Source organism: Brevibacillus sp. JNUCC-41, from assembly GCF_014844095.1.
Lineage (GTDB): Bacteria > Bacillota > Bacilli > Bacillales > DSM-1321 > Peribacillus > Peribacillus aracenensis.
Map to the genome: position 1 here is coordinate 4,875,295 of NZ_CP062163.1, position 14,668 is coordinate 4,889,962.

Here is a 14,668-nt window from a genome sequence, read left to right on the forward strand (position 1 = left end):
AAAGTGGTGTCTTACTCATATCTTACTGAGGAGTCCTATTTTTTTCAAAGCTGAAAAATAACGAACTACAGGAATGCTATCCTGCTGGAGATGGTTGTAACCCCTGGATCTGCTTTCGGTGACGTTGGAGAAGGGTATTTCTGAATCTCCCTCTCTGTTCCAACAGTAAGACTGACACCAAATCTATAAAAAGAAGCAGCCACAACTCCTTCAAATCAAACGGACGATGATAAATAAAATGACTGTCCGTTCTATTTTTCTATCTATTCATCATCCCCCTAGCACTCTTCCTCTCCATGCAAACGCATACAAAAAAAGATCTAACCCCTTTATGGTTAGACCCTTTTGTCTTTTTCATTTTTTAAACAACTTTTTCTATGCAACCTTCTGTGTCAATTCTTCAACAGGTTAATGAGTATGTTTCTTTTTAATCAACTGAAGTTCCAGTTCCTTTTTCAACTATGACCGGAAAATTTTTGAACAATACGGCTTTTCTATGATCAAAACATCCTTCCCATTTGGATATGGCGATAGTTGCTAATGCATTCCCAATAATATTGACGATTCCGCGTGCCATATCCATAAGCCTATCGACTGCAAGAACCAGAGCTAGACCTTCGACCGGCAATCCAACAGCGACAAGCGTTGCGGATAAAACAGCAAATGATGCCCCAGGTACAGCTGCAATCCCCTTTGATGTTAGCATCAATACTAGAAGTATCGTAAACTGCTCCATAAGTGTTAAATCAATACCATATAACTGTGCGATAAACGGAACAACCATTGCCTGATACAAAGCTGAACCGTCTAAATTAAATGTGTATCCAGTAGGAATGACAAAAGATACTACAGAGCGATCACATCCAAATCGATTCATTTTATCCATAAGCTGCGGCATTACAGTTTCCGTACTGTCAGTAACGTAACCAATAATTAATTCCTCTTTTAGGTTGCGAATCAGTGTCCACAAATTTACTTTTAAAAACCATGCGAGGGAACCAAATATAATTACAATAAATACTATAATCGTAATGTGGTTAACGATTAGTAATTTGCCCAACGGAATGAGAGATTTAAATCCAAAGGTTGCAACGGTATTAGCCATTATGGCAAAAACACCGAACGGAGCAAATTTCATTACAAGGTGGACGAAATTAAACATCGTTTCCGAAACCCCTTGGAAAAATTGCAGCACAATTTTTCCTTTGTCTCCTGTGGAAGCCAGCGCGATACCGAACATCACAGCAAAGAATATAACAGGAAGTATTTTTCCTTCTGCTAATGATTTAAAAAGATTAGGTGAAAAAATACCGATTAAAACGTCAATAGGTTTGGTGTCTTCTGCTGTTTGCGTATATTGCTGAATATCGGCCTTTTCCAATTGGCTACTATCGATACCTACACCAGGTTGAGCCAAATTAGTGGCAACTAATCCTACAACTAGGGCTATCGTCGTTAAAATCTCAAAATAAATGATTGTTTTGAATCCTATTTTGCCCATCCGTTTCAAGTTCCCCATGCCGGCAATACTTGAAACAATAACTGAAAATACAAGAGGGATAATAACAATTTTAATCATGTTAATAAAAATCTCACCAAGAGGCTTTACGGCTTGACCATATTGCTTAGACAAAAATCCCAATAAAAGCCCCAACACCATACCTGCGACAATTTGCCATATTAAACCTTTTTTATTCATAACTTACCTCCTTAATAGTTTTAATATTAGATACCTATGAGGTCCAGCCGTTTTTGGGGAAATTATACATTAAGACTGAAAGTCCTGCTCTACTAGGGAAGAATTCCCTTCTGTATATGAGTGTATTTGTTTAGGCTTTTTGCGTCGACTTTTCACGTATAGAGTTAATGGTTGCTTGTACAGAAATACGCTCAGGATTTGTCATGATTTCAATGAGTGTTACTCCTTTAGATTTAAGTGCACGCTCAAGCGTATCTTTAAATTCTTCATCCTTTGTTACCCTAAAAGCTTGGGCTCCTAGGGCAGCCCCTAAAGAAGAAAAATTCACATCACTTAACTCAGTGCCGATCACTCGCTCCGGATAATGTATTTCTTGATGCATGCGAATCGTTCCATACATACTATTGTTAAATACAAGTGCGATCACTGGAATATTGTAACGGACTGCCGTTTCTAACTCTTGTGTCGTCATCATAAAACCACCGTCACCTGATAATGAAACGACCGTTTTATCTGGATTTGCCAGTTTGGTACCTAAAGCCGCTGGTAAACCATATCCCATCGCACCAGATGTTGGGCCAATATATGTTTTAGAACGGTTAAAGGAATAAAAATTGTGTAACCAACTTGCAAAATTACCGGCATCATTCGTAATAATTGCATCCTCTGGAAGTGTTTCCTGAAGAATTCGAATAATTTCCTTATTATCTACACTATGCTCCTTCTCCGAGTCCACTCCGTCTCCAGCATGCTTATATATTTCATTCCTCTCTTTTGCCCATTTAGACCAGCTTTTGTCCACATTCATCTCAAGTAATTCTTCTAGTGCTTCTCTCGCATCAGCAACAATACCAACATGTGGACTATACACCTTACCGAGTGTCTCCTCTTCAATATCGATATGAACCAATTTCTGTTCCTGGTTTAGAATGCTATAATCCTGTGTTGTAACCTCCGATAAACGTGTGCCAATTGCCAGCACTAGGTCAGCCTGACGAAGCGTACCGAGTATAGGCGCAAATGTGCCAAGTCCAGAGTGACCGACATACAACGCATGATCATTAGGAAACACATCATGACGACGGAATGACGACATTACTGGAATCTCAAATTTTTCTGCCAGTTTACGCAACGCCTGTTCTCCATTTGCTGCAATTACGCCTCCTCCAGCAAGAATAACTGGACGCTCTGATTGTTCCAGTAGTCGTTGAACGGATACGATCTCTTGCGTACCTGGACGTGGTGCCGGAACTGGAGTAACAGGTCCGAAGCTCATTTCCGCTTCTGCTACGAGAACGTCTTCCGGAAGAGCAATGACAACAGGTCCCGGTCGCCCGCTCTTTGCGATGCGGAACGCCCGCTGAACAAGTTCTGGCATACGTTCTACATCTTTAATTTCCACGGTCCATTTGGCAATATGACCGAAAAAACGATCCAAGTCTACCTCTTGAAACCCTTCTCTGCCCCGGAATTTACTATGGACCTGGCCTAAGAAAACAACCATAGGCGTGGAATCCTGGTAAGCAGTATGAATACCAATAGCTAAATTGGCACCACCTACCGCCCGCGTCGCCATGGCCACACCCGGTTTACGCGTCGCTTTCCCGTATGCCTCAGCCATAAAAGCGGCACCGCCTTCATGACGTGTAGAAATCAATTGAATGCTTTCTGTTTCATAGATGCTATCCATTAAAGGTAAATAACTTTCTCCGGGAACGCAGAAAACATGCTCAACACCTTCTAATTTCAAACATTCTACAATAGCACGTGCTCCGTTCATCGATTTTCCCATTGTTTTACTCTCCTCCATAATTTCAATATTTGAAATAGCATTTCATATATATCGCAGAACTAAACAGTAATCGTTACTTTTGTTTTAATTCGATGTATTGCTTCATACAGTCTTTCGGTTGGTACGGATAAAGAAATTCTGAAATATCCCTCTCCGTATTCTCCAAATGCTGCGCCCGGCGTTACAATTACACCGGCTTCTTCAAGCAACTTGGTTGCAAATTCGCTAGAAGTGTATCCTTCTGGTACAGATGCCCAGATAAAAAAACTTCCTTTCGGTGTATCGGATTCAATTCCTATTTCCCGAAGCGCCGCAAGCATTCCTTCCATCCGCTCTCTATATATCTGATTGTAATCTTCTACGTAATATTGTTCAGACACAAGTGCAGTGGCAGCAGCTTTTTGAATGGGAAGGAACTGGCTTGTATCCATATTACTCTTCACAACGGATAGCGATTGAAGAGCTTCTTTGTTTCCTACTGCGTACCCAATTCTCCACCCTGTCATGCTATATGTCTTTGAAAGAGAACCAAACTCAACGGCAATCTCCTTTGCGCCTTCTACCTGCAGAATGCTTGGAGCTGTATATCCGTTAAATGTAACCATTTGATATGCAGCATCATGTGCAACGACCATTTGATTACGTCGAGCAAAATCCACGGCTCCCTGGAAAAAAGCTAAATCCGCTGTAGCGGCCGTTGGATTTCCCGGATAATTCAAAAACATTAGCTTCGCTTTTTCGACTTCTTGCACGGGAATTGATGAAAAATCCGGTAGAAATCCATTTTCTTTTAATAGCGCCATACTATAAGGAATGCCATTGGCCAGATAAGTAGCCGTTCGATATGTGGGATATCCCGGGTCTGGAAGCAATACAACATCCCCTGGATCAATCGATGCAGTAATAAAATGAGAGATTCCCTCTTTTGAACCGATTAGCGCAAGAATTTCCGTCTCTGGGTCCAAGTCAACATTAAAACGGTCTTTATAAAATTGGGCCACCGCTTTTCTGAATTCTAGACAACCACTGTAACCAGGATATTTAAAATTATCCGGGTCTTTCATTTCCTCAATTAATCGATCTACAATGTGCTGTGGAGTAGGCAGATCTGGACATCCAATGCCTAAATCAATTATATCTACTCCTTGCTCAATTAAATTTTGTTTCTTTTTATTAATCTCATTAAACAAATAAGGGGGGACATTCTTAACACGCTTCGGTTTTATAAACATTTTTTCTCCTTTCTGTGCAATCCCAATTCAATATTCAAAAGGGAATTTCATATTGCGTTTCAACTATTGAAACGGCATTTCTTTTTTTATAATCTAATATTAAAACAAATAAACTAAATATTCAAAAGTTTTGTAAAATAATGTTATATATTTTTGTTCTTAACCTTTTTTAATAAATTTATATTTATCATAATATTACAAAAAAATCGTTTCGATATTTGAAACACCATTTAAAATATGATTAAATATTTGATAGATATGAACCGTTTAAGGGGGGGAAATATGAACCAAAGTGTAATTAAAGCACTCAAGTTGCTGGATTTTTTTTTAGAAGAAAAAAAAGAGTTAACACTTAGTGAAATAGCAACAAAATCTGATATGCCAAAGCCATCAGCCTATCGATTCCTTACCTCTCTGGAGGTATGTGGTTTTTTGGTAAAGACAAAGAATACCGAACAAGATGTTCGCTACCGTTTGGGTCTAAAACTGCTTGAATTAGGAAACATAGTCTCAGAACAATTAGATTTACGTACCATTGCTTTACCCTGGATGAGAGAACTTTGTGCTGACATTAATGAAGCTGTACATCTGGTTATACTCGATGGAGATGAAGCTGTATACATCGAAAAAGTAGAAAGCAGCCAAGCGGTACGGCTGCATACAAGGGTTGGGAAACGTTCTGAGTTATATATCGGTTCCGGTCCAAAATTGTTGCTTGCTTATTTGCCCGAGACAGATCGGGAAACTCTTCTGGAAAAAATGACTTTTACTAAATTCACGCCGTATACAATTAAAAATAAAGAAATTCTGTATAAGGAAATTGAACAAATACGGTGTAATGGATATTCCATTAGTAAGGGTGAGCAGGATGAAGAAACAATAGGTATTTCCTATCCTGTACTTGACTATACGGATAAGGTTGTCGCTGCGCTTACTGTAAGTGGTCCGAATACGAGAATGCAGGAGAAAGTTGAAGAAACTATTCGTAAGAAAACAAAAGAAACTGCCAGTCAAATTTCTCATGAACTAGGATATATAGAAACGGACGTTCTATAGAACAAGATATACTAACCGCTGTTATTTAGAAGAAGTTTTTTATACGGTGGAAATGACATTAGTTTCATGCTAAAAACGATCGTTTTTGATGAACATTTAGCATACACGAAAATAAAACGGTTAAATCACCTGACCCAAAATCTTATTACAATACGTCTTTGTCAGAAAAGGTATTTAATTTAACATTAAAATCTCAAGATTTTACACAGAATATGTTAGAGGTTAATGAAGAAAATTATTGAAGTTGCTATAGTGAGGAATCCAAATGTGTTGGATGAAAATAAAAGTGAAATATAAGTGAATATTATATTGCTGATAGTGTCATTTACGATGATGAATCTTATTTTGTCGATAAAATGTATGATTTTGCATTGAACTAACCATCCTACCTAGCAAAAATAAAACGAGATTTCTCCGCATAGTTGATTTAAATACGTTGACTAAGTAGGTTTAAAGAAAAGACTTGTCTTAAAATATGTTACTAAGTTTAAGTAATATGTACATCCAAATATCGGTTTCAAACATTTAATAATAGCGAAAACTAAAAACGAATTTAGGCTTAAAAAGCAAAAAAATAAACAACCAATCATCCTTGGTTGTTTATTCTCTATAAGTAAGTCCAATAACCTCAGCTTTAATATCAGTATAATTTACCATGTATTTTCTTAATCGTTACTCTTCCTTGCCTGCTGCCATATTCATGTTCGCTTCGACATTCTCCTGACTGGTGGTTGTAAATGGTAAATTTCTCTTTCCAGAGAAATTCTCAAGCAAGTCTTTGACATCAATGCCCGAAGATGCCTTTAATGACTCCTGCAATGTGGCCATTAAATCCGTTGCATAGCCAGTCACTTTATTGGCCCCGCCATTCGCACCGCTTCCACCTGTATCCACTACAGTGATTTTGTCGATATTACTAAGCGGACTTGCCACTTGCTTGGCATACTCCGGAAGCATTTTCAAAATCATATCCATGACGGCTGCCTGACCGAACTGTTCAAATGCTTCGGCAATCTTCTGCTTGGCTTCGGCCTCTGCTACCCCTGTTAACCGGATGATTTCCGCTTCTGTCGTATGAATAAGGAACCCTCTGGAAAGTGCAGAATTTTTTGATTTTCTTATTTAGTTACTGCTCCTGCTTCAACTAGTAATTCTACGAGATGAAGGGCCCTTATACTTCCTTCTAGACCTTCCCTTTTTATCCCCAATTTCATTTGTAACAAGCAACCAGGATTTGTCGTTACGATTATAGAGGCTTTAGTATCCTTTGCTTTTCCCATCTTCAAATCTAAAATTTCCATGGATTCTTCGTAATTAACTAAATTGTAGATTCCTGCTGATCCACAGCACCTATTATAGTCTTTCATCTCTTGGTAACGTATACCTGGAACTTGATTTAGCAGGAGAAGTGGTTCCTCTGTAACTTTTTGCACATGTGTCATATGACATGACGTTTGATAAGTCACAATTGAATTCATTTCTTTGGTAAAACTCAAACCATCTAATTCACATAAAATCTCTGAAATATCCCTTACCTTATTAACAAAGCTTTTAGCACGTTTTTTCCAATCTTCTTCATTATGAAAAAGATGATCATACTCAATTAGAGTTGCACCACACCCACCGGCATTATTAACAATATAGTCCACATTTTCATTTTCAAAGACTTCAATGTTAATTTTAGCAAGCTTTTTTGCAGAATCCATTTTCCCTGCATGCGCGTGTAGGGCCCCACAACATGTTTGAGTTTCTGGTATAATAACTTCTGCCCCTGCCAAGGTTAATAAATGAATAGTTTCATTATTTATATTTTGAAAGATAGCATTCATTACACACCCTGTAATAAAACCAACAGTTATTTTCTTTAGTCCTTTTACATAGTAATGTTTAGACATTTTTTTACGAGTCAAAGGGGAAGAGATATCTGGAAGAACCGCTTCAAATGTCCCAAGATGAAGAGGGGCCATTTTTGTAATTCCCGTCTTTTGGGTGATTTTTTGCAGTCCTGATATCTGATACAACCATGTTGCATTACCGATAAAATCCATCCATTTCTTCGAGGGGAATACTTGTTCAAAAATTATTTTTTCAGTAATTCTTTGTTTTTTTGTTTTCTCTTCTGATGAATCCAACACCTCTTTCGCCCCTTCTAAGATCTTCCCATATTGGACATTCGTCGGACAAGCTGTTACACATGCGCGGCATCCAAGACATTTTTCTATTGGCTCTCTTAGGTCATCTATTGTGATTCTATCTTCTGCAAACATCTTTACGAGATTAATACGTCCCCTTGGAGAATTGGACTCATTTTTCATAGTTTCGTATGTCGGACAAGCTGGTAAACAATATCCACACTGGACACAATTGAAGGTTTCATCATAGTTTAACTTTCTTTGGAGTTCAGAAATCATACTCATTCTCTTAACACCAACTTCTGTCCCTTTTCCGGGAATATTTTCCCTGGATTTAATATATTATTGGGATCCCAAGCTTGTTTAACCCTTCTCATCATATCTAATCCATAATGTCCTAACTCCATCTCCATAAAGGGAGCTTTCAATGTTCCAATTCCATGTTCTCCTGACAAAGTCCCTCCTAATTTAATCGCAGCCTCAAATATTTCTTCAACCGCTTTTTCCACTCGTTTCATTTCCTCTACATCTCGTTTGTCACAAATAATATTAGGATGAAGATTTCCGTCCCCTGCATGACCGAAGACAACAAGATGAACTTTATATTTTTCACCGATTTCTTTTAACCTTTGAAACATCTCCGGAATCTTACTACGTGGTACCGTGGCATCTTCTGAAACCTTTGTAGGTTTTATTTTGACTATAGCTGGAGAAACCAACTTTCTTGCCTTCCAATATATTTCTGCTTCTTTCTCGTTTCCGGCAATCTTTACACTTACAGCCCCAATCTCTGTAAAAACCTTCTCAACAGTATTCATTTCTTCTTTAATGGCTATTGGATGGCCATCAAGTTCGATTAACAGTATCGCTTCAGATTCGATAGGAAGGCCTAATGGCTGATAATTTTCAACGGCAATCATAGAATGCTGATCCATTATTTCCATTTTTGAAGGAAGAATGCCTGATGTTAAAATTTTAGATATAGCTTTTCCTGATAAAATGAGATCATCAAACACAGCCATCAAGGTTAAAGTAGCAGGTGGTTTAGGAACCAATTTTAACGTTGCCTCAGTTATTATGCCGAGTGTCCCTTCAGATCCTACAATTAGCTTTGTTAAATCATAACCAGTTACATTCTTAATTGTTCGCCCCCCTGTTTTAATAATTTCTCCTTCAGGGGTTACAACTTCTAGGCCAATAACATAATCCTTTGTCACTCCGTATTTTAGCCCCCTGGGCCCTCCCGAATTCTCGGCTAAATTGCCTCCAATCGTAGAAACATGGGAACTGCTTGGATCAGGTGGGTACATGAGTCCGTACCTCTCAGCTGCATCATTAATCTTAGCTGTAAGAACTCCAGGTGAAACCACTGCAATTAGGTCATCAGGCTCAATACTTAAATAACTATCCCATTGAGACATATCTAAAACAATCCCTCCTTTTACAGGTAATGGACCTCCACTTAGAGAAGTCCCTTGCCCACGAGGGTAAACTGGAATCTTATATTTATTTGCCAATTTTAAAATAGATGACACTTCTATTTTATTCTTCACCTGAATCACCATATCAGGGAGAAACGTACCAAAAGAAGCATCGTAACTATAACTATGTCTATCAGATAAACTCGTAAAAATTTGGTTAGAAGGAATGATTCCTTTTATTTCATTCAATTTCAAGTCCATTTTATTTGGCTCCTTCTCATGCAACGCCGCTTCCATTAATTCCTCCGAATGGGGCTTGAGCAGTTGTAGGCTGTTGGTTGCAATACTTTTGTCGCCAATTCCTATAAGCATTTGTACTTCAAATTTCATCCTCCACTTCCTTGGAATACTCGCGCTTCCAAAGTTCAATATATTCCGTTGCATTATGAATATTTTCATTCTTCTCTGCTTCCGTCAGCTCCCTGACCACTTTAGCAGGAATTCCTATAGCTAGCGCTCCTTCTGGAATAATCCTACCTGGTGGTACAACTGCCCCAGCTCCTACTTGTGCTCCCTTTCTAACGGTAGCACCATCTAAAACTTTCGCTCCAATGCCGATCAAAGCTCCATCCTCAATTTTACAGGCATGTAGGATAGCACCGTGTCCAACAGTTACCCTTTTCCCTATATGTAAAGGGAAATCGGGTGTAACATGACAGATACAACCATCTTGCATATTGGTACCTTCCCCTATTTCAATAAAATTTTTATCATCTCCCCTTAACACGGCTTGTGGCCAGACGCTCACATCCTTTGCAATCCTAACGTCTCCAATAATTTGCGCTGACTCATGTATAAAGGTTTCAGAATTAATGGATGGAACTCTTCCTCTTAAACGATGAATCATCAACACCATCCCCCTATCACTCTCGTAATTAATATTAGATGTTATATATTTAACTCTTTATAAGATTGATCAGATTTTTCTAATCCTAATTCTTTTAATATTTCCTCAGTATGCTGCCCTAGCAAAGGAGCTGCATTTCTTATTTGACCAGGATTTTTTGATAATTTGATAGGAATACCTAACGCCTTAATTTTTCCTGCAATAGGATGTTCTAACTCTTCAACCATTCCCCTGGAAATAGTATGTGAATCAGTTAATGATTCTGGATAAGAATTAATTGGTCCGGCAGGTATCCCTACTTCTTCAAACTTCTCTAGCCAATAACTTCTTGGGCGTTTACTTGTTTTTTCTTCAATTAATTGTATAAAAACCTTTAAATGCTTGATCCTTGAAGGATCATCGATAAATCTTACGTCATTTAGGAGTTCGGGTCTCCCTATGATATGACAAAATACAGGCCAATGATGTGGTGTATCTGCTCCGACAGTGAAATAGCCATCACTCGCTTGAAAGGCTTGATAGGGTGCCGACAATCGGTGTCCGCTCCCAGTAGGTTCTGGGGTTTCACCATTAACCCAATATTGCGTGCTTTCCCAAACAGATAATGCAAGGCCGGTATCAAATAAAGAAGCATCTATAAATTGACCTTCATTTGATTGAACACGTGCATACAAAGCAGATAGTATTCCATAGGCAGCGAAAAGTGCTACACCCAAATCTGTGATAGGCAACCCACACTTTACTGGGTTTCCACCTCGTTCTCCGGTCACACTCATGATTCCCGTCATTCCCTGCGCAATTAAGTCATAGCCCCCGCGGGATGAATAAGGTCCATATTGACCAAAACCGGAAATAGAGCAATAAACTAATCGAGGATTAATCTTGTTCAGGGTGTCATAATCTACACCCAATCGCTTAACTACACCGGGACGATAATTCTCAACTAGTACGTCTGCTGTTTCAATTAATTTATAAAATATTTTCTTGTCTTCATCATCTTTCAAATTCAGCGTCATGCTCCGCTTATTTCGATTAATAGCCATAAAAGCAGCACTTTCTCCATCGATGTGAGGTGGCCATCTTCTAGTATTCTCACCAGTGGGTGGTTCAATTTTAATTACATCAGCTCCCATATCCGCTAGTAACATACTGCAATATGGGCCTGCCATTACCTGACTGAGATCTACGATACGGATGCCATTCAAAGCACTCATCAAATCAATCCCTTCTAACTTTTAATAAATATTTATTAATCTATCAACACAGTATCCTCCATAAAAATCATAAATAAAGTTCATTGTTCCGAAGAATAGTTACACCGTCTATTTCCACCATAGCGTCTTTAACAACCATATCGTAATGACCTTTTGCCTTAATTACCCCACCAATATAAGCATTCGTACCTAAAGCAACGTGAATGGTGCCAAACACACCTTCATCACTTAACATACTATTTTCTAACTCACATTCCGGGTTCATACCTATTCCAAATTCACCTGCATGATAGATGTTCCCATCTTCATCATTTCGTTCAAATAATATTTTTCTAAATAAATCAGCTTCCTTTCCCCCTGTAATGGAAACAGCCTTCCCCCTCTTAAACTCAACAACCACAGGAGTATCTATAAGGCCAACTCCTGGTATACTTCCATCTACCACTAAGACACCTTCTGCTGATCCTTCAACAGGTGCGATACTGGATTCGATGCAATGCACAGCAGATATATCCTTGGTATTAGCAAAACCTGTTAATGCTCGCCCTTCCCTTCCTTTAATGGATAGTCGTAAATCCGTTCCTTGAGAAGTCGTTATCCTAACTACATCACCGGTGGTTAATAAATTTGCTACCTGTTCCACTTGGGGTCTAAGTGAAATAAAATCAGCTTGTAATCCTTTACTCAGCAAAATGTTATCATGGGATTCTGGCAAGACTAAAACTCTAGCACCAGCTTCTTGTGCCTCATGACGAGCATTTGTGTGTGCAATGTTATAAGTAGTTGGAGCAATCACAACATCTACTTCTTTCATAGCTGCAGCGACTGGATCGGGTAGCGCATCACCATGCCCCTTTCTTGGTGGCATGGACATCGTGATCGGTTCAGCACCTAAAGAGTAGGTTACAGTTGCTAATGTTTTAGCAATACTTTCTGTTTGAAAATCCGTTAAGATCAACACTTTCTCTCCTTCTACAACTCCTGCCAATACTTTTATCAACGCAATAGCACCTGGATACATCATAACTTCCTTCATCGCTTGTGGATCCTCCCCTTCGTCTATTAATTTCTTAATCATCTTCCTTGGAAAATTGGTATTTGTTTATTAAAAAAAGACTCAATGGCATGTTTGTGATCTCGTGTATCCTGGCAAGTTATGAAAGCATCTAACTCATATGTCATAGCTTCCTTCCAATTTAAATCCATTGTTTTTTGAATTGTCTCTTTCGCATTCCTGACAGCTATTGGTGCACGTGAGGCAATCATTTTTGCCCACTCTAAAGCTTCATTCATTAATATAGTATGAGGAACAACTTTACTAGCCAAACAACGTTGAAATGCTTCATCAGCAACGACGGTTTTTCCCGTTAATATAACTTCTTTTGCGTAAGCCTCTCCTACTAACCTTACAAGTCGGGTAGGTCCGACAACTAATCCTACCTTCACTCCTGCTGCACACAGCTTAGCTCGCTCGGACATAATTCGAATATCACAAGCTAAGATCAGTTCAAATCCCCCACCAAAAGCATATCCATCAACAGCAGCAATCACTGGCTGTGGCATTTCATTAACAACATCATAAATGCGGCAATCTTCTTCAAGAAAGTAGCGTACCGTCTCAGGGGTCAATTCACCTTCTTCATTTAAATCAGCTCCTGCACAGAATGCCCTGTCACCTTCTCCTGTCAAAATAATGACTCGAACATCAGTACGAGACTTTAGATTTTCCATATACGGCACAAATTCTTCACGGAATTCCTTCGTCAAAATATTCATTGGTGGGTTATTAATCGTTATGGTGCAAATCTGATTTTCAATATTGGCCTTTATCCACTTCATCGTTCCATCTCCTTTCTAACCTTGCTGATTCACTTCCAACGACTTCTCATTTCTCTTAGAAAAATCCTCCAATCGACCGTCAATCCCTTTGCTTCTTTGATATTTATCCCAAAAAATTACCGCTATTGGACAAAGAATTGAAGAAGTAATAGTAGAGATAGAAATTTGAATTGTGGCTAGATTAGCTATTTGCTGAAAACTTTGTGCCTCTTCTAATGACATAAGTCCTGCTCCTGCAGCAACTGAAGCAGCTGCTGCTATGGCCGCTGGTGTTCCCACTGCATTCCCTGCGGTTGATGCCTCGGCAACGGGACCAATTGTACTTTTCTCTCCAAATATACGATAAACAAGGATTCCTGTTAGACCGGTAATAATGACCGTTGCAAAACCCAAGACAAGACCGCCCCAAACAGCTTCAGCATTAAAGAAACTCATGAAGTTCATTCCTGCTCCTAAACAAAAGGCAAAAAAGGGAACAAGTAACGTTTCACCTGGCTTTAGAAATTCTCTAATGTCCTCATCCAAGTTTCCTAATAGCATCCCTAATGCAATTGGTAACAATACCGCGATGAATGCAATAGCAGGGAAGTTAATTCCTACTATTCCCAATGCCATCATGGTAAAGAATGGACCATCATTTAATGTCAAAACAGAAATTGCTCCAACATCTGAACGGTTACCATATTGTCCTGTGAGAACGGCATACATTCCTTCATTTCCATTTGTCATTGCAGCAATAATGGCAAGAGTGGATAATCCAAGGAGCCCGTTCATAGGATCAAAAAAGTAACCGAATAGAAGGCCAATTGTAATTCCAGTCAAACACTTACTAGAAGTTAATAGAATCCCTTTTTTTAAGGCTTTTCCACCCACTCGTAAATTCATCTGACTACCTGCACAGAACAAGAATAAACCGATAAGTGTCAATGTCCCGTTTTTAAAGAGAGCTTCCGTAAACCCTCCAATTCTCATAAACTCATAAATGCCTTCTTCGACAGGTGTTACTCCTAATGATTTAAGAAACTCCATAACAAGTGGAATATGGAGCTGATCAATCGTATTAAAGAGTGCCCCCAACATGAGTGGGATCACCATAAGCCCCCCTGGTACTTTTTCAATCCTTCGCTTGATCCTCATAAAATCACTCCCAAATGGAATTTTCATGGAAAACGCTTACAATTTTCGAAAGATTATTTTTGTTATGGAAATCGAAAATACATTAGTTTTTCATAAGTCACCCTCACCTTTCATTTTCTTTTTCATCTATTACTAATGCAATTACTGTACCAAGTTGTTAGAAATATCGAAAAATTAAACAAACCTTTATTCTAGACGAATTTAGCTTTACTTTTCAGAGAAACAATCAGTAGCAAGAC

The 14,668-nt window shown here is 38.8% G+C and carries 11 protein-coding genes and 1 pseudogene; 1 reads left to right on the plus strand and 11 read right to left on the minus strand.

Annotated features, from left to right (window positions below):
* Positions 1-427 precede the first annotated feature (427 nt).
* The 3 genes from JNUCC41_RS23540 to JNUCC41_RS23550 form a co-directional block, all read right to left on the minus strand.
* Complete coding sequence (locus tag JNUCC41_RS23540) at positions 428-1,699, minus strand: dicarboxylate/amino acid:cation symporter (RefSeq protein ID WP_192205101.1); 1,272 nt, start codon at positions 1,697-1,699, stop codon at positions 428-430.
* Positions 1,700-1,829: 130 nt separating this feature from the next.
* On the minus strand, positions 1,830-3,491 hold the full coding sequence (locus JNUCC41_RS23545; protein ID WP_228467432.1) for a thiamine pyrophosphate-dependent enzyme: 1,662 nt from the start codon (positions 3,489-3,491) through the stop codon (positions 1,830-1,832).
* Positions 3,492-3,550: 59 nt separating this feature from the next.
* Entirely contained in the window at positions 3,551-4,723 is a 1,173-nt protein-coding gene (locus JNUCC41_RS23550; RefSeq protein WP_192205102.1) for an LL-diaminopimelate aminotransferase, read from the minus strand.
* 282 nt (positions 4,724-5,005) lie between these two features.
* On the opposite strand from JNUCC41_RS23550, the gene JNUCC41_RS23555 reads away from it, so the two are divergent.
* Entirely contained in the window at positions 5,006-5,779 is a 774-nt protein-coding gene (locus JNUCC41_RS23555; RefSeq protein ID WP_192205103.1) for an IclR family transcriptional regulator, read from the plus strand.
* 672 nt (positions 5,780-6,451) lie between these two features.
* On the opposite strand, the pseudogene JNUCC41_RS23560 reads toward JNUCC41_RS23555, so the two are convergent.
* The 8 genes and pseudogenes from JNUCC41_RS23560 to JNUCC41_RS23595 form a co-directional block, all read right to left on the minus strand.
* Positions 6,452-6,850, minus strand: a pseudogene (locus JNUCC41_RS23560) (flotillin domain-containing protein); the annotation flags it as partial.
* Between the two features lie 47 nt (positions 6,851-6,897).
* The gene (locus JNUCC41_RS23565; RefSeq protein WP_192205104.1) at positions 6,898-8,196 is read right to left on the minus strand and encodes a (Fe-S)-binding protein; all 1,299 of its coding nucleotides are present in this window, start codon (positions 8,194-8,196) and stop codon (positions 6,898-6,900) included.
* The gene (locus JNUCC41_RS23570; RefSeq protein WP_192208308.1) at positions 8,193-9,593 is read right to left on the minus strand and encodes an FAD-binding oxidoreductase; all 1,401 of its coding nucleotides are present in this window, start codon (positions 9,591-9,593) and stop codon (positions 8,193-8,195) included. Before JNUCC41_RS23570 ends, JNUCC41_RS23565 begins: the two co-directional genes overlap by 4 nt.
* Positions 9,594-9,711: 118 nt before the next feature.
* Positions 9,712-10,239 (minus strand): gamma carbonic anhydrase family protein, encoded by a 528-nt coding sequence (locus JNUCC41_RS23575; RefSeq protein ID WP_192205105.1) that lies wholly within the window; start codon positions 10,237-10,239, stop codon positions 9,712-9,714.
* 41 nt (positions 10,240-10,280) lie between these two features.
* Positions 10,281-11,453 (minus strand): CaiB/BaiF CoA transferase family protein, encoded by a 1,173-nt coding sequence (locus tag JNUCC41_RS23580; protein WP_192205106.1) that lies wholly within the window; start codon positions 11,451-11,453, stop codon positions 10,281-10,283.
* A gap of 67 nt (positions 11,454-11,520) precedes the next feature.
* Positions 11,521-12,489 (minus strand): aminopeptidase, encoded by a 969-nt coding sequence (locus JNUCC41_RS23585; protein ID WP_192205107.1) that lies wholly within the window; start codon positions 12,487-12,489, stop codon positions 11,521-11,523.
* 38 nt (positions 12,490-12,527) lie between these two features.
* Complete coding sequence (locus tag JNUCC41_RS23590; RefSeq protein ID WP_192205108.1) at positions 12,528-13,292, minus strand: enoyl-CoA hydratase/isomerase family protein; 765 nt, start codon at positions 13,290-13,292, stop codon at positions 12,528-12,530.
* 15 nt (positions 13,293-13,307) lie between these two features.
* Positions 13,308-14,429, minus strand: coding sequence for a 2-keto-3-deoxygluconate permease (locus JNUCC41_RS23595; protein WP_192205109.1), 1,122 nt, complete (start codon positions 14,427-14,429; stop codon positions 13,308-13,310).
* Between the last annotated feature and the right edge of the window lie 239 nt (positions 14,430-14,668).

Bases quoted from the DNA above. Each gene is read 5' to 3' on its own strand.
- JNUCC41_RS23540 (WP_192205101.1), bottom strand. From the start codon at position 1,699: ATGAATAAAAAAGGTTTAATATGGCAAATTGTCGCAGGTATGGTGTTG.
- JNUCC41_RS23545 (WP_228467432.1), bottom strand. From the start codon at position 3,491: ATGGGAAAATCGATGAACGGAGCACGTGCTATTGTAGAATGTTTGAAA.
- JNUCC41_RS23550 (WP_192205102.1), bottom strand. From the start codon at position 4,723: ATGTTTATAAAACCGAAGCGTGTTAAGAATGTCCCCCCTTATTTGTTT.
- JNUCC41_RS23555 (WP_192205103.1), top strand. From the start codon at position 5,006: ATGAACCAAAGTGTAATTAAAGCACTCAAGTTGCTGGATTTTTTTTTA.
- JNUCC41_RS23565 (WP_192205104.1), bottom strand. From the start codon at position 8,196: ATGAGTATGATTTCTGAACTCCAAAGAAAGTTAAACTATGATGAAACC.
- JNUCC41_RS23570 (WP_192208308.1), bottom strand. From the start codon at position 9,593: ATGGACTTGAAATTGAATGAAATAAAAGGAATCATTCCTTCTAACCAA.
- JNUCC41_RS23575 (WP_192205105.1), bottom strand. From the start codon at position 10,239: ATGATTCATCGTTTAAGAGGAAGAGTTCCATCCATTAATTCTGAAACC.
- JNUCC41_RS23580 (WP_192205106.1), bottom strand. From the start codon at position 11,453: ATGAGTGCTTTGAATGGCATCCGTATCGTAGATCTCAGTCAGGTAATG.
- JNUCC41_RS23585 (WP_192205107.1), bottom strand. From the start codon at position 12,489: ATGAAGGAAGTTATGATGTATCCAGGTGCTATTGCGTTGATAAAAGTA.
- JNUCC41_RS23590 (WP_192205108.1), bottom strand. From the start codon at position 13,292: ATGAAGTGGATAAAGGCCAATATTGAAAATCAGATTTGCACCATAACG.
- JNUCC41_RS23595 (WP_192205109.1), bottom strand. From the start codon at position 14,429: ATGAGGATCAAGCGAAGGATTGAAAAAGTACCAGGGGGGCTTATGGTG.